16 protein-coding genes are annotated in these 16,861 nt (G+C 29.2%); all 16 read left to right on the forward strand.

The window, feature by feature from the left end; translation table 11 throughout:
• The first annotated feature begins 59 nt into the window (after positions 1-59).
• Positions 60-1,208: a 1-deoxy-D-xylulose-5-phosphate reductoisomerase gene (locus tag AB4Y15_RS04315; RefSeq protein WP_427338687.1), complete on the forward strand. Its 1,149-nt coding sequence runs from the start codon at positions 60-62 to the stop codon at positions 1,206-1,208.
• Between the two features lie 13 nt (positions 1,209-1,221).
• Entirely contained in the window at positions 1,222-2,232 is a 1,011-nt protein-coding gene (gene rseP, locus AB4Y15_RS04320) for an RIP metalloprotease RseP (protein ID WP_427338688.1), read from the forward strand.
• An 8-nt stretch (positions 2,233-2,240) separates the two neighbouring features.
• Complete coding sequence (ispG, locus tag AB4Y15_RS04325; RefSeq protein WP_427338689.1) at positions 2,241-3,287, forward strand: flavodoxin-dependent (E)-4-hydroxy-3-methylbut-2-enyl-diphosphate synthase; 1,047 nt, start codon at positions 2,241-2,243, stop codon at positions 3,285-3,287.
• 19 nt (positions 3,288-3,306) lie between these two features.
• Positions 3,307-3,951 (forward strand): glycosyltransferase family 2 protein, encoded by a 645-nt coding sequence (locus tag AB4Y15_RS04330; protein WP_427338690.1) that lies wholly within the window; start codon positions 3,307-3,309, stop codon positions 3,949-3,951.
• Positions 3,952-3,961: 10 nt separating this feature from the next.
• On the forward strand, positions 3,962-4,624 hold the full coding sequence (locus AB4Y15_RS04335; protein ID WP_427338691.1) for an MgtC/SapB family protein: 663 nt from the start codon (positions 3,962-3,964) through the stop codon (positions 4,622-4,624).
• A 23-nt stretch (positions 4,625-4,647) separates the two neighbouring features.
• Positions 4,648-8,985, forward strand: a complete 4,338-nt coding sequence (locus AB4Y15_RS04340) for a PolC-type DNA polymerase III (protein WP_427338692.1) — start codon at positions 4,648-4,650, stop codon at positions 8,983-8,985.
• Between the two features lie 149 nt (positions 8,986-9,134).
• Positions 9,135-9,599: a ribosome maturation factor RimP gene (gene rimP, locus AB4Y15_RS04345; RefSeq protein WP_427338693.1), complete on the forward strand. Its 465-nt coding sequence runs from the start codon at positions 9,135-9,137 to the stop codon at positions 9,597-9,599.
• 18 nt (positions 9,600-9,617) lie between these two features.
• Complete coding sequence (gene nusA, locus AB4Y15_RS04350; RefSeq protein WP_427338694.1) at positions 9,618-10,661, forward strand: transcription termination factor NusA; 1,044 nt, start codon at positions 9,618-9,620, stop codon at positions 10,659-10,661.
• An 8-nt stretch (positions 10,662-10,669) separates the two neighbouring features.
• Positions 10,670-10,942, forward strand: coding sequence for an RNase P modulator RnpM (gene rnpM / locus AB4Y15_RS04355; protein ID WP_427338695.1), 273 nt, complete (start codon positions 10,670-10,672; stop codon positions 10,940-10,942).
• Positions 10,935-11,228, forward strand: coding sequence for a L7Ae/L30e/S12e/Gadd45 family ribosomal protein (locus tag AB4Y15_RS04360; protein WP_427338696.1), 294 nt, complete (start codon positions 10,935-10,937; stop codon positions 11,226-11,228). The genes rnpM and AB4Y15_RS04360 overlap by 8 nt, the downstream gene beginning before the upstream one ends.
• A 38-nt stretch (positions 11,229-11,266) precedes the next feature.
• Positions 11,267-13,255, forward strand: coding sequence for a translation initiation factor IF-2 (gene infB, locus AB4Y15_RS04365; RefSeq protein WP_427338698.1), 1,989 nt, complete (start codon positions 11,267-11,269; stop codon positions 13,253-13,255).
• Between the two features lie 19 nt (positions 13,256-13,274).
• The gene (rbfA, locus tag AB4Y15_RS04370) at positions 13,275-13,661 is read left to right on the forward strand and encodes a 30S ribosome-binding factor RbfA (protein ID WP_427338699.1); all 387 of its coding nucleotides are present in this window, start codon (positions 13,275-13,277) and stop codon (positions 13,659-13,661) included.
• A complete protein-coding gene (locus AB4Y15_RS04375; protein WP_427338700.1) occupies positions 13,642-14,616 on the forward strand; it encodes a DHH family phosphoesterase in 975 nt (324 codons plus the stop codon). The genes rbfA and AB4Y15_RS04375 overlap by 20 nt, the downstream gene beginning before the upstream one ends.
• Before the next feature lie 4 nt (positions 14,617-14,620).
• Positions 14,621-15,523: a tRNA pseudouridine(55) synthase TruB gene (gene truB, locus AB4Y15_RS04380; RefSeq protein WP_427338701.1), complete on the forward strand. Its 903-nt coding sequence runs from the start codon at positions 14,621-14,623 to the stop codon at positions 15,521-15,523.
• Between the two features lie 12 nt (positions 15,524-15,535).
• Complete coding sequence (locus AB4Y15_RS04385) at positions 15,536-16,450, forward strand: bifunctional riboflavin kinase/FAD synthetase (RefSeq protein WP_427338702.1); 915 nt, start codon at positions 15,536-15,538, stop codon at positions 16,448-16,450.
• A 121-nt stretch (positions 16,451-16,571) separates the two neighbouring features.
• Positions 16,572-16,841, forward strand: coding sequence for a 30S ribosomal protein S15 (rpsO, locus tag AB4Y15_RS04390; RefSeq protein WP_035162695.1), 270 nt, complete (start codon positions 16,572-16,574; stop codon positions 16,839-16,841).
• The last annotated feature ends 20 nt before the right edge of the window (positions 16,842-16,861 follow it).

Consider the following 16,861-nt stretch of genomic DNA (forward strand, 5'->3'; position numbering starts at 1 on the left):
AATGATAAATCTATTAAGTTGTATTATTGTTCTAAAATAAACATAATAGGAGTGATAATTTGAAAAATATAAGCATATTAGGATCTACTGGTTCAATAGGAACACAAACTTTAGAGGTTATAAACGAATTGGATGATTTTAAAATAGTTGGATTATCTGCAAATACAAACATTGATTTATTAGAAAAACAAGCTTTAAAATATAAACCCAAAATTGTAGCAGTATATGATGAAAGTAGAGCCAAATTGCTTAGAGAAAAACTGAAAGTATATAATATAAAGGTAGTAAGTGGTATGGATGGGCTAATTGAAGTTGCAACTGAAAAAGAAGCTGATATTGTATTGACTTCAGTTGTTGGAATGATTGGACTTTTACCTACCTTGGAAGCGATTAAATTTGGGAAAACAATTGCTTTAGCAAATAAAGAGACATTGGTGACAGCAGGAGAAATAGTAATGATAGAAGCAAAGAAAAACAATGTGGATATTATACCTGTTGATAGCGAACATTCTGCTATTTTTCAAAGTTTAAAATCCGGGAAAAAAGAAGAAGTATCAAAAATAATTTTAACTGCTTCGGGAGGCCCATTCAGAGGTAAAAAGTTAAAAGATTTAGAAAATGTAAGTGTTTTTGATGCATTAAAACATCCAAACTGGTCTATGGGAAGAAAAATTTCTATTGACTCAGCAACGTTAATGAATAAAGGGCTTGAAGTTATAGAAGCTAAATGGTTGTTTGATGTAGATATAGAAAACATTGAAGTTGTTATACATCCGCAAAGCATAATTCACTCAATGGTAGAATTTATAGATGGTTCGGTAATAGCACAATTAGGAGTACCTGATATGAAAGTACCTATACAATATGCTTTAACATATCCAGAAAGAAAGTATAGCAACATAAAAAAATTAAAGTTAACTGAAATTAAAACATTAACATTCGAAGAACCTGATATAGATACATTTCCTTGTTTAAAATTGGCGTTTGAAGCTCTAAAACATGGAGGTACGATGCCAAGTGTCTTAAATGCAGCTAATGAAGTAGCAGTAAAATTGTTCTTAGATAGAAAAATTAAGTTTTTAGATATACCAAAATTGATAGAGGAAGTAATGCTAAAACATAAAATAATTTATAATCCTAAATTAGATGATATAATAGAAAGTGATAAATGGGCTAGAGAAAGTATTGTTTCAAAATATGATAGATAGGTGGTGTTAGCAATTGCTTACAGCCGTTACTGCTATATTAGTATTTTTCTTAGTAGTAATATTTCATGAATTTGGACATTTTATTGTAGCTAAATTAGTAGATATAAAAGTTCATGAATTTTCAATAGGTATGGGACCAAGATTAGCAAAAATAAAAAAGGGTGAAACTGAATATTCAATACGTATATTACCAATAGGTGGATATGTTAAAATGGAAGGTGAAGATGAAGTATCAGATGATTTGAGAAGTTTTAATAATAAACCCATTTTATCGAGAGCAGCAGTATTATTTGCTGGTGCATTCATGAATTTTGTTTTAGCTGTAATAGTGTTTAGTATAATAGCTTATGTTGTTGGAATTCCAACTACAACAATTGAAAAAGTTACTCCGAATTTTCCAGCAGAAGTTTCAGGTTTAAAAAATGGAGATAAAATTGTTCGAATTAATGATAAAACGATTACAAAATGGGAAGAAATAGTGACTGAAATTAATAAAGGAAAAGATAAAGAATTGGAAATTACAGTATTAAGAGGAAATGAAGAAAAGAAATTTATTGTAAAGCCTGTATTAGATAAAGAGTCTAATAGGCTTATGATAGGTATAATGCCGAAGGCTAAAAAATCGGTGCTATATTCGATAAAAATAGGAGTTGAACGTACAATTTTCATTATTGGTATGATGTTTAAGTTTTTTCAAATGCTTTTTCAAGGTAATGTAAATACTAAAGATATAGTTGGCCCTGTTGGAATTATATATATGGTTGGAGAAGCAGCAAGAATAGGAGTTTTGAGTGTGTTATCATTAATAGGGCTAATTAGTGTAAACCTAGGCTTTTTCAATTTATTACCAATACCAGCGCTAGATGGAAGTAGATTAATGTTTCTTCTTATTGAATTTATAAGGAAAAAGCCAATTGAACCTGAAAAAGAAGGCTTTATACACTTCATTGGATTTGTTTTTCTGATGATTCTCATGATAATAATCGCTTATAAAGATATGGTTAGATTTAATGTTTTTAGGTAGGTGTTGATATGAGAAGAAAAACGCGAAAAATATTTTATGGCAATGTAGCAGTAGGTGGAGATTCTCAAATTACTGTTCAATCTATGACTAATACAGATACAAGGGATATTAATAGTACGGTAAAGCAAATAAAGGAACTAGAACACGAAGGGTGCGATATAATAAGGGTATCCGTTAAAGATATTGAATCTGCTAACGCTTTAAAAGCAATAAAAAAACAAATAAATATTCCTTTGATAGCAGATATACACTTTGATTATAGGTTGGCAATTGAAACTGTAAAAAATGGTGTAGACGGTTTAAGAATAAATCCTGGGAATATAGGCTCAAAATCTAGAATAAAAGAAGTAGTGAAAGCGTGTAAAGACTATAACGTACCAATAAGAATAGGTGTTAATTCTGGCTCTATAAGTAAGGAATATATTAATAAGTTTGGTGGAGTAAATGAAGATGCAATGGTATATAGTGCATTGGACCATATTAGAATACTTGAAGATATGGATTTTAGAGATATAGTGATTTCTCTAAAATCTTCTGATGTACATTTAACAGTAAAAGCTTACAAAAAAATGGCAGAAATAGTTGACTATCCTTTTCATCTTGGAATAACTGAGGCTGGTACCATTTGGAAAGGAACTATTAAATCATCAATAGGAATAGGTGCTCTTTTACTTATGGGGATAGGAGATACAATTCGAGTATCATTAACAGGTAATCCAGTTGAAGAAGTAAAAGTAGGAAAACAGATTTTAAGATCTATTGGATTACTCAAAGATAATGTAGAGATAATATCATGTCCTACTTGTGGAAGGACTGAAATAGATCTTATTAAATTAGTGACAGAAGCTGAAAAAAGATTAAAAGATATTAATAAGCCTTTGAAAATAGCAATAATGGGATGTGCAGTAAATGGACCTGGTGAAGCTAGAGAAGCTGACTTTGGAATTGCTGGTGGGAAAGGGAATGGATTAATTTTTAGAAAAGGGGAAATTATAAAAAAAGTTAAAGAAAGTGAGTTGTTAGATGAACTTATTAAGGAAATTAACAAATCATAAATGTTAGGGGGAGAAACTGATGGAAACAATAACTACTATTATACCAGCCTATAATGAGGAAAAAACTATTGGGAATGTTTTAAGTGTAGTTAAAGAAATAGATTTAATTGATAGGATTATAGTAGTTAGTGATGGTTCAGAAGATAAGACCGCACAGATAGCAAGAAGTTTTGGGGTTGATGTTATAGAACTAAAAGATAATATCGGTAAAGGTGGAGCAATAAAAAATGGAGTAGATAGAACAAATGGAGAAATTATATTATTCTTAGATGCAGATCTTGTCGGTCTTAAACCAAAACATGTATTAGACCTACTAATGCCAGTTGTTAATGGAGAATGTGATATGTCAATTGGTATATTTAATAATGGAAGATTTGCAACTGACTTAGCACAAAAATTAACACCTTATTTATCCGGGCAAAGGGCTATAAAGAGATATATAATTGAAGGAATTTCTAATATTGATGTAGTAAGATATGGGGTTGAAGTAGCATTGACAAGATATGTTTCTAAAAATAATATAAAGACTAAAGAAGTGTATTTAGACAATGTAACACATGTTATGAAAGAAGAAAAATTAGGGGTTGTAAAAGGTTTTACAGCTAGGCTAAAGATGTATAGAGATATAGCAAAATATATCAGCTTAGTAAATTTAAAGAAATAGGTGTACGATTATGTTGACAATTAAACAAATTTTTATTAGGCTTTTTTTGTCAATTTTACTTTCAGGATTAATTGGAATGGAAAGAGAAAGTATACGAAGGCCAGCCGGTTTTAGAACACATATTTTAGTATGTGTAGGTTCGACTTTAGTTATGTTAACAGGAATATACATAGTTGATTTATATAATTACAGAAGTAATTTGGATGTAACTAGATTAGGAGCACAAGTAATTAGCGGCATAGGTTTTTTAGGAGCTGGAACTATTATTAGAGAAGGAATATCTGTTAAAGGATTAACTACAGCTGCTGGTTTGTGGGCAGTAGCTTGTATTGGTATAGCTGTTGGAGCTGGTTTTTACATAGCAGCTATTTTAACAGCATTGTTAGTATTTATTACTTTATTAGCTTTTACTGAATTTGAAAAACATATTAAATTGAGAAGAAATTATATTTACATTAAAATAGTTTCAGTTAATCAACCTGGTCAGCTTGGCAAAGTAGGATTAGTTACAGGAAAATATGGCGTAAACATTAGAAATATTGAATTAGAAACACAGAATGATAATATGATAGTCATTACTCTACTTATGCAAATACCAGATAAATCTATTAAACTTGATTTATTAAATGAATTAAGTAGAATTGAAAATATATTAGAGGTATATGAGTGTTAGAATAAGAGGAGGAAACCGTTTAAATGAATTCTTTTGAAGATAGATATTTTGGTGAAAGAATGGCAAAAGTGAATATAAAAGTTCCAGATCCTATTTATTCTGCTATCATAGAAAAAGTCAAATATAATTCAAAAAATAACTCATTGGATTTAATTTTAAGTTCTAAAGAAATATTAAACTTTAGTGAGTTAGAAAAAATCAAATCAGACTTAATAAGTAAAATTAAAGGTTTGGGGAAAATCAATATTTTGGTTAAATATATAGAACAAGGCAAAAATTTAAAAGTAATCATTGAAAAGTTTTGGAACAATATCATTTTTATAATTCATAAAGAAATCCCCTCAAGTATAGGTTGGACAAATAGTTTAAAATGGAGTGTAGAAGAAGAAATATTATATTTACATTTAGAAAATGAATTTATTTACAAGTCATTAATTAATAAAAGGATAAACGAGATTATTAAAAAAACATTATCAGATAATTTTGGATTAGAGATAAAAGTTGATTTTATTTATAAAGAAGAGAATGTTAATTTTAGAATACACAATGAATTGAAAGAAAAAGAAGAGAAAAATTTTATTATAAAATTAACGGAAAAACGAAACAATGAAAAAAATAGAGATAATGAAAAAAATAGAGATAATGAAAAAAATAGAGATAATGAAAGAAATAATACAGAGCAAGTTGAAAAAATAAATAACAGCAATTTAATTTATGGTAAAAACTTTGATGATGAAATTATTAAAATTTCTGAGATTAATACTAATACAGGTTCAGCTACTGTCGAAGGTGAAATTTTTGATTTAGAAATAAAAGAGTTAAAAAACAATAAAAAACTTTATGTATTTAATATAACAGATTATACAAATTCGATAACTGTGAAGATTTTTGCTAATGATAAAGTTCAGGAAAAACTAAATTCAAATATAAAAAATGGAACTTTTATTAGACTAAATGGGGATGTTGTTTATGATACTTTCTTAAAACAAATGATAATTATTGCTAAAGCTATTAAATTGGCTGAAAAAAATAAGAGACATGATATGGCAACTGAAAAAAGAGTAGAATTGCACGTACATACACAAATGAGTGCAATGGATGGAATGTCAAGTTTTAGTGCTATAGCTAAAAGGGCAAGTGAATGGGGGCATAGGGCTATAGCTATAACAGATCATGGTGTAGTTCAAAGTTTTCCTGAAGGAATGGAAGCTGCTGAGAAATATGGAATAAAAGTATTGTATGGGGTTGAAGGTTATTTAGTAAATGATAGTAAATTAATAGTTTCCAATTATAATAAAGAAAAATTGGATTGTGAATATGTTGTTTTCGATATTGAAACAACAGGTTTATCACCTTTTAATGATAAGATTACTGAGATAGGAGCAGTAAAGATTAAGGGAAATCAAATTATTGATAGATTTAGTCAGTTGATAAATCCTGAGATTGAAATACCAGAAAAAATTGTACAACTTACTGGTATAAGTAATGAAATGGTAGCCGATAAACCAACTATAGAAGAAGTTTTACCAAAATTTTTAGATTTTATAAATGGATGTGTTTTAGTAGCTCATAATGCTTCTTTTGATGTAGGTTTTATTAGAGTAAATTGCAATAAATATGGTTTTAAACTTGTTAATCCGATTTTGGATACTTTAGAACTGTCTAGAAATTTATTTCCTAAGCTTAAAAGTCATAAATTAAATGTTTTAGCTAAGTATTTAAATATAAAATTAGAGAATCATCATAGAGCAGTTGACGACTCAGAAGCAACTGCTAAAATATTTTTAAAATGTTTATCAATTTTGAAGGAAAAGGGCGTTTCTGAATTATCAGAAATAAATACTATATTTAGCGATAATAATTTCAAGACTAATGAAACTTATCATATTGTCATTTTTGCAAAAAATCAAAGTGGATTGAAAAGTCTGTATAAGATAATATCAGAATCACATTTAAAATATTTTCATAGAAAGCCTAGAATACCTAAATCCTTACTTGCAAAATATAGAGAAGATTTAATACTTGGAACTGCTTGTGAAGCAGGCGAACTTTATAAAGCATTATTGAAAGGAAAAGATTTTAATGAAATTAGAGAAATTGTTAATTTTTATGATTATTTAGAAATACAACCAATAGAAAATAATTTGCATCTTATTAGAAATGGAATAGTAAAAGATATAGAAGAGTTAAAGTCGATTAATAAGAAAATAGTAGAATTAGGTGAAAAATTCGGAAAACCTGTAGTTGCTACTGGAGATGTACATTTCTTAGACCCACATGATGAAATATATAGAAGAATATTAATGCACGGTCAAGGATATTCAGATGCAGATAATCAAGCTCCTCTATATTTTAAGACTACAGATGAAATGTTAAAAGCTTTTGAATATTTAGGAGAAGATAAAGCCAAAGAAGTTGTTGTATATAATACAAATTTAATAGCAGATATGATAGAAGATATTTTACCTATTCCTAAAGGAACTTTTCCTCCTAAAATTGAAGGAGCAGAAGAAGAATTAAGACAGATGACCTATGAGAAAGCAAAAAAAATATATGGAGAAAATTTGCCTAGTATTGTAAAAGATCGCTTAGATAGAGAACTTAATTCAATTATTAGTAATGGATATGCTGTTATGTATATTATTGCTCAAAAATTAGTAACTAAATCTTTAAGAGATGGATATTTAGTAGGTTCAAGGGGTTCCGTTGGTTCATCTTTTGTTGCTACAATGAGTGATATTACAGAAGTAAATCCTTTACCACCTCATTATGTGTGTCCTAATTGTAAAAATAGTGAATTTATTACTGACGGTTCTGTTGGCTCTGGAGCCGATTTGCCAGATAAGATATGTCCAAAATGTGGAACAAAATATAATAAAGATGGACATGACATTCCTTTTGAAGTGTTTTTAGGGTTTGAAGGCGACAAAGAGCCAGATATAGACTTAAATTTTGCTGGTGAATATCAACCAATAGCACATAAATATACAGAACAACTTTTTGGTAAAGGTTATGTTTTTAGAGCTGGTACAATAGGTACTATAGCAGAAAAAACTGCATATGGTTTTGTAAAGAAATATTTTGAAGAAAAAGGCATAGCGATTAATAGTGCAGAAATAAATAGATTAGTTAAAGGTTGTACAGGTATAAAAAGAACTTCTGGGCAACATCCAGGAGGTTTAATGGTTGTACCAAATGATAAAGAAATTTTTGATTTCTGTCCGATTCAATATCCTGCAGATGATAAAAGTTCAGGAGTTATAACTACACATTTCGATTATCACTCTATAAGTGGTAGAATTTTAAAACTTGATATTCTAGGTCATGATGTTCCTACTATAATTAAGATGTTAGAAGACTTAACAGGAGTAGACCCTCGAAAGATACCTTTGGATGATGAACAAACTATGAAGATTTTTACTAGTACTGAGCCACTTGGGATATCTAAAGAAGATTTGGGATTTGAAGTAGGTACTTTAGGTATACCAGAGTTTGGGACTAAATTTGTTAGACAGATGTTAATAGATACTAAACCAACTACTTTTGCTGAACTAGTAAGAATTAGTGGATTATCTCATGGTACTGATGTTTGGCTTAATAATGCACAAGATTTAGTAAGAGATGGAATAGCAAAATTAAGTGAAGTAATTTCAACCAGAGATGACATTATGCTTTACTTAATTTACAAAGGGTTAGATAAAAAGAGAGCATTTAAAATTATGGAAAAAGTTAGGAAAGGTAAAGGTTTATCGCAAGAAGATGAAGATTATATGAGAGAAATGAATGTGCCAGATTGGTATATTGAGTCATGTAAAAAAATAAAATATATGTTTCCAAAGGCACATGCGGTAGCATATGTAATGATGTCATTCAGAATAGCTTATTTTAAAGTTCATTATCCAGAAGCTTTTTATGCTACTTATTTTACTTCCAAAGCAGCTGATTTTGATGCGGAATTAATTACAAAAGGGCCTGAAATAATTAAAAGAAAGATAGCAGAATTAGAAGAGTTGGGTAATTCTAAAACAGCTAAAGAAAAGAACTTGTTAACAGTATTAGAAGTAGCTCTTGAAATGTACTTAAGAGGATTTAAATTTTGTAAAGTAGATTTATATGAATCTGATAGTGATAAATTTATTATAACTAAACGAGGCATATTACCTCCATTAAAATCTTTACAAGGTGTTGGCGAAAATGCTGCAAGAAGTATTGTAAAAGAAAGAGCGAATGGTGAATTTTTATCTATTGAAGATTTAGTTAATCGTACTAAAGTAACTAAAACGGTAATTGAAGCTTTAAAAAATCATGGATGTTTAGAAGGTATGCCAGAAAGTAACCAGCTAAGTTTATTTAACATTTGATTTTTTAAATAGAATATGTTATATTTAAAGTAAATAAGAGGTAACTAAAGAAAGAGTGGGTATTCCCACTCTTTAATTTATTCAGACAGTCGGTTTGTATAAGATATATATTTTAGCAAAAAATAACTTTAGATATGGAGGTGAAGTGTATGAATAGAAAAGAAATAGAAGAATTAACAAGAGAAATAGCATTGCAAATAGTTAAAGATTATGGTTTTGAACTTGTTGATGTGGAATTTGTAAAAGAAGGTTCACAACGCTTTTTAAGGATATTTATAGATAAAATTGGTGGGATAACAATAGAAGATTGTCAAAAAGTAAGTGAACGGTTAAGTGATAGATTAGATGAGATTGATCCTATTGAAGAAAATTATTATTTGGAAGTTTCTTCTCCTGGATTAGACAGACCTTTAAAAACTGAAAATGATTATAAAAAAAGCTTAGGAAAAGAAGTAGAAATTAGTTTATATAAACCTATTGAAGGCAAGAAAAAGTTTATTGGAAAACTTAAAAACTATGATGCAACTACTGTAACTATTGAATTAGATCAAGGCAGTTTAATAACAATAGATAAAAAAGATTTAGCTAAAATTAATTTGGCAGTTATTTTTTAACAGGGAGGTATTATATGTATGAAAGCCGAGTTTTTAGAGGCTCTAGAACAAATTGTTAAAGATAAAGGAATAACAAAAGATGTATTGTATGATGCTTTAGAAGCAGCCTTAAAAACTGCATATAGAAAGAATTTTGGAACATCCCAAAATGTTGAAGTAGAGATAGATAAAGAAAATGGTGAAATAAAAGCATATGCAAAAAAGATAGTCGTAGAAAATGTTGAAAATCCATTATTGGAAATTAACTTAGAGGACGCTAAAGAGATAGATCCGAATTATCAAATTGGAGATACAATACGAATAGAAGTAACACCTAAGAACTTTGGAAGGATTGCTGCGCAAACAGCTAAACAAGTAGTTTTGCAACGAATTAGAGAAGCAGAAAGAGAAATAATATATGAAGAATTTGCCAACAGAGAAAGTGAAATTGTAACAGGCTTAATTCAAAGGGTAAGTAAAAGTAATGTACTTATTAATTTAGGTAGAACAGAAGGTATATTACCTCCAACAGAACAAATTCCAGGCGAAGTTTACAAACAAGGCGATAGAATTAAAACTTATATCTTAGAAGTTAAGAAGACTACAAAAGGACCACAGATAATATTATCAAGAACTCACCCTGGACTTGTAAAAAGATTATTTGAATTAGAGGTACCTGAAATTCATGATGGAATTGTTGATATTTATAATATTGCAAGAGAAGCTGGTTCAAGAACCAAAATAGCTGTTTACTCTAATGATGAGAATGTTGATCCAGTAGGAGCTTGTGTTGGACACAAAGGAGCTAGAGTTAAAGCAGTAGTAGGCGAATTGAACGGTGAGAAAATTGATATTATAATTTGGAGTAAAAATATTAGTGAATTTATTGCAAATAGTTTAAGTCCAGCAAAAGTTATTAGCGTAGAAGTAAATGAAGAAGAAAAATCTGCTAAAGTAATAGTTCCAGACTATCAATTATCGTTAGCTATTGGTAAAGAAGGACAAAATGCGAGATTAGCTGCTAAATTAACAGGTTGGAAAATAGACATTAAGAGTGAAAGCCAAGAAAAATTAGAAGAGTAAGGGGTGGTATGATGAAAAAAAGAAAAGTACCACTTAGAAAATGTGTTGGATGTAATGAACAAAAACCTAAAAAAGAACTGGTTAGGATTGTAAAAAACAAAGAAGGCGTTGTTAGTGTAGATTTGACAGGAAAGGCCAATGGTAGAGGAGCTTATATATGTAGAAATATAGATTGTTTAGAAAAAGCTATAAAAGGTAAAAAGCTAAATAAAGCTTTGGAAATCGATATTCCTCAAGAAATCTACATAAAATTAAAAGAGGAGTTAGCTAAAAATGAATAAGTTTTATTCATTTTTAGGATTAGGTATGAAAGCAGGGTATTTAAAATCAGGAGAAATGGGCTGTGAAATCGCAATTAAAAAGAGAAAATGTAAACTATTAATAATAGCGAGTGATGCATCGGAAAATACAAAAAATAAATTTATTAAACTCACTAAAAGATATGGAATTAAACACATTATTTATGGAGATAAAATTGCTTTAGGTAGTAGTATAGGAAAAGGACTAATATCTACAATAGCAATATGTGATGACAATTTTTCAAAAGCAATAGTTAAACTACTGTGATTTCCTGCCACCTTTAAATATTACAGGGGGTGATTTATATGACTAAAATTAGAGTTTATCAACTTGCTAAAAAATTAGGAATGTCTAGTAAAGAGCTGATGATGAAATTACATGAATTAGATGTTAATATAGAAAGCCATATGAATACATTAGAGGACGAAGTGGTTGATTTATTAACTGAACTTGTTAACGAAGAAAAAGATTCAAAAGATAAAAAGAAGAATAGCAATAAAAATAGTGATGTAAAGGATAAGAATGAAGATAAGCAAAAAGAGAAAAATGTTATTCATATAGGAGAAAAAATTACGGTAAAGGATTTAGCTGATAAAATAAAAGTTAATCCTACACAACTGATTAGTAAGCTAATTACTCTTGGAGTTATGGCGGCAATTAATCAAGAAATAGATTTTGATACGGCTAGTATCGTTGCTGCAGAATACGGATATGAAGTTAAGTCAATTCAGGTTGAAGAAGATAAAGTAGAGGAAGATTTATTAGACTTTGAAGATGCTCCAGAAACTCTTCAACCTAGACCACCAATAGTTACTGTTATGGGACACGTAGACCATGGAAAAACTTCGTTATTAGATGCAATTAGAAAAACGAATATTACTGCAAGAGAAGCAGGTGGAATTACACAACATATAGGAGCTTCTACTGTAACGATTAATGATAAGAAAATAGTTTTCTTAGATACACCTGGTCATGAGGCTTTTACTTCAATGAGAGCCCGTGGAGCACAAGTTACAGATATTGCAGTTTTAGTAGTAGCTGCTGATGATGGAGTTATGCCACAGACTGTGGAAGCGATAAATCATGCTAAAGCAGCTAATGTACCAATAATAGTTGCTATTAATAAGATAGATAAATATGAAGCAAATCCTGAACGTGTAAAACAAGAGTTAGCGGAACACGGATTACTTCCAGAAGAATGGGGCGGAGATACAATTTTCGTTCCTGTTTCAGCACTTAAGAAGCAAGGTATTGATGAATTATTAGAAATGATATTATTAGTAGCAGAAATGCAAGAGTTAAAGGCTAACCCTAATAGAAAAGCTATGGGAACAATAATAGAAGCTAAATTGGATAAAGGTAGAGGACCTGTAGCAACTGTAATTGTTCAAAAAGGAACATTAAATGTTGGAGATGCGGTAATTGCAGGGGTTGCGCATGGTAGAATAAGAGCTATGATTGATGATAAAGGTAGAAGAATAAAAAAAGCTACTCCGTCAATGCCAGTTGAGATATTAGATTTATCTGAAGTACCTGATGCGGGAGAACATTTATATGTAGTCGAAAGTGACAAAAAAGCAAGAGAAATTGCAGAAAAGAGAAAGGAAAAATTGAGAACTGAACAACTTAAAGCAACTCAAAAAGTTTCATTAGATGCTCTGTTTGAACAAATAAAAAAAGGTGAAGTAAAAGATTTAAATATTATTATTAAAGCAGACGTTAAAGGATCTATTGAAGCTGTAAAACAGGCTTTAGAAAAACTAAGTACTGAAGAAGTTAAGGTGAAAACAATCCATAGTGGTGTAGGTGCAATAACTGAAAGTGATATAATGTTGGCTTCTGCTTCAAATGCCATAATTGTAGGATTCAATGTAAGGCCAACAACTCCAGCTATGGATTTGGCTAAGAGAGAAAAAGTAGATGTAAGAACATATAGAATAATATATAATGCTATTGAAGATATAGAGGCAGCTATAAAGGGTATGCTTGAGCCAGAATATAAAGAAGTTATACTTGGCCGAGCTGAAGTAAGAGCTACGTTTAAAATACCTAATGTAGGGGTTGTTGCTGGAATTTATGTACAACAAGGTAAGATTACAAGAAATTCAAAAATAAGGCTATTAAGAGATAACATTGTTATTCATGAGGGAACTATTTCATCTCTAAAGAGATTTAAAGATGATGTTAGAGAAATATTAACAGGATATGAAGGTGGTTTAGGAATTGAAAATTACAATGACATTAAAGAAGGAGATATTATCGAAGCATACACCTTAGAAGAAGTTAAAAGATAAAATAAAGGAAGGTGACTTCATGAACACAAAAAGGCTTAAGAGAATATCAGAAGAAATAAAGAAAATAGTTAGTGATTTACTAAAAGAAGGGCTTAAAGATCCTAGGATTTCAATGATGACAAGTATAACAGAAGTAGAAGTTACTAAAGACTTAAGATATGCTAAAATTTACGTAAGTATTTTAGGTGATGAAAAAGAAAGAGAAGCAACTCTAACCGGATTAAAAAATGCAACTAGTTTTATAAGAAAAGAGATAGGAAATAAATTGAAAATTAGATATACACCAGAACCAATTTTTTATCTGGATAAATCAATTGAAAGAGGGATTTATATAGCTCAACTATTAAATAAGATAAAGCAAAAGGAGGAAAGTAGAACTAAAATAAATGAAAATGAAGATAAATAATGAAATAGAAAAATTAAAACAGAAATTAGATGAAGTAGAATATATTTGTTTAGTATCACATATACATCCAGACGGTGATAGTGTAGGTTCTTTATTAGGCTTGGGGTTAGCTTTAGAAAGTATAAACAAAAAAGTAACTATGCTTAAAATTGATGATATACCTTATAGATACAGATTTTTACCAGGAATTAGTAAATTGAAAAGTTATGGAGAAAATGAAAAATTTGATTTGTTGATTGTATTAGATTGCAGCGATTTAGATAGATTGGGTTCATTTAAACATATTGCAGATAAAGCTAAATATATAGTGAATATTGATCATCATATAAGTAATACAAATTATGGTGATATAAATATTACTAATCATGAGGCAAGTGCAACAGGTGAGTTAGTTTATAATATATTGGATTGTTTAAATATAAATATTGATAAAGAAATAGCTACTTGCCTGTATGTAGCGATTGCAACCGATACAGGAAGTTTTAGATACGACAATACACGTTCAGAAACACATTATATTGCTTCTAAGCTCTTGGAAAAACAGATAGATTTGAAAAAAATAACATTTGAAGTTTTCCAGAATAAAACATTAGCTAGTACAAAATTGTTTATTGAAGCTTTAAATACTTTGGAACTATATTATGATGATAGATTAGCTGTTGTACAAGTAACTCAGCAAATGCTAAAGAGAAATAATGCAGAATTTAATGATATTGATGGTATAGTAGAATATATAAGAGATATAGAAACTGTTGAAGTTGCGTGTATATTAAAAGAGATTGAAAAAAATGAGATTAAAATAGGATTAAGATCAAAAACATATGTTAATGTTGCTGAGATAGCTAATGTATTTCAAGGAGGAGGCCATATTAGAGCCTCTGGATGTACAATTCATAGTGATATAACTAAAGCAAAAGAGCTTATAGTTAAAGAAATAGGATTTTATTTAAGGTGATAAGATGAATGGCTTGATTAATGTATTAAAACCTACAGGAATGTCTTCTCATGATGTAGTGAACTTTATTAGAAAAACATTAAAAATAAAAAAGGTAGGGCACACTGGTACACTTGATCCAAATGCTGCAGGTGTCCTACCTGTATGTTTAGGAAAAGCTACTAGAATTTCAGAGTATTTAGTTGATAAAATTAAAGAATATAGAGCAGAAATAACTTTAGGTTATAAAACAGATACTCAAGATAAATATGGTAATATTATTTGTAGATCGAGCAATGAAGTAACTGAATCAGATATAATAAAAGCATTTGATAATTTTATTGGAGAAATTGAACAGATACCTCCTATGTTTTCAGCTGTAAAATATAAAGGTAAGAAATTATATGAATTAGCACGTAGTGGTATCGAAATATCTAGAAAACCAAGAAAGGTTATTATACATGATATAAAAATAGTTAATATAAAAGATTGCAAAAAAGTTTTATTTGATGTTAAATGTTCTAAAGGTACGTATATAAGAACATTATGTAATGATATTGGAGATTATTTGAATACTTATGGTTATATGTCTTTTTTGTTGAGGACAAGAGTAGGCAATTTCAGTATTTGTGATTCTTTCACAATAGAGGAGATAGAAGAATTATCGCGTTATGGTAAAATTAATACTATTATTAAACCAATTGATTATGCATTAGAAAAGTTTGAATCAATTAATTTTGAAGGTAAATATTATAAGAGTTTAGTAAATGGTGGTAGCATATCTATAAATAAAGCAAAATTTGATAATTGTAGATATAACCACTTTGATTTAATAAGAGTTTATTGTAATAATGAGTTTATTGGAGTAGGAAAAGTTATAATTGATAGAGGTAAAAAATATATTAAGATGGAGAAGGTTCTGATATAAAGGTGATTTTTTATGGAAATTGTAAAAAAACTTATAAGCAAATCGGTAAAACCAACTGTTGTTGCATTAGGCAATTTTGATGGATTACATATAGGACATCAAACTTTAATTAAGCAAACAGTTGATATTGCAAAAAAAGAGAGTCTAGTTAGTACTGTGTTTACATTTGATAATCATACGACTAGTACGATAAAAGGTAGGAATACACCTAAAATATTAATTAGCAAAAATAGAAAAATAGCTCTTTTTAAAGAATTAGGTGTTGAGCTTCTATATATAGTTCAATTTACAGAAACATTAATGCACTTTACTCCATTAGAATTTATTGAAAAAATATTAGTAGACATATTAAATGCAAGAAAAGTAGTTGTTGGTTTTAATTTTAGATTTGGTTATTTAGCTAAAGGTGATGTGCAGTATTTGAAAGAAATGGGAGCAAAATACAACTTTGATGTTATTGTTGTTCCTCCAATAACAAAAGATAATATACTTGTTAGTAGTACTCAAATTAGAGAGCTTATTAAAGATGGGAAAGTGAGTTTAGCTAGTAAACTATTAGGAAGGCGATATTCAATAGAAGGTAAAGTAATTAAAGGTCGTGGTATTGGTAGGAAATTAGGATTTCCAACAGCTAATATTTTATTTGACTCAAATATCGTTATTCCAAAAGTAGGTGTTTATAAGACTAACACAATAATTGACGGTAATAAGTTTTTAAGTATAACCAATATTGGATTTAATCCGACTTTTAGTGGAGAAAATTTAAATATAGAAACACATATATTAGATTATAGTCAAAATATATATGGTAAGACGATTTTAATTGAATTTATAGATTTTATAAGAGAAGAAAAAAAGTTTGATGATGTAAGTGAACTTATAGAACAGGTAAAATTAGATATAAAGGCTTTAAAAAATGTTAATTAGATATTTACAAAATCAAAGTTTTATGTTAAACTAACCAGTGTTGGGCTCCTTTTGCTAAGAATAACGTATCTCCGGCGTTAGTCTTGGCTAAAGGTGTAAAAAAATAATTGGAGGTGTTTTTATGGCTTTAAGTAAAGAAGAAAAAACAAGGATAATTGAAGAGTACAGATTACATGATACTGATACTGGATCCCCAGAAGTTCAAATTGCTATTTTAACTTATCAAATTAATAAGTTAAATGAGCATTTAAAAGTTCATAAGAAGGATTACCATTCAAGAAGAGGATTACTTAAAATGGTTGGAAAGAGAAGGGGATTATTGAATTATTTACAAAAGAATGATATTGAGAGATATCGAAACTTGATAGAACGATTAGGTTTAAGAAAATAATTTATGAGCGGGGGAGCCCG

The sequence above is a fragment of the Caloranaerobacter longqiensis genome (genome assembly GCF_050286925.1).
In the GTDB taxonomy this organism is placed as follows: Bacteria; Bacillota; Clostridia; order Tissierellales; family Thermohalobacteraceae; genus Caloranaerobacter.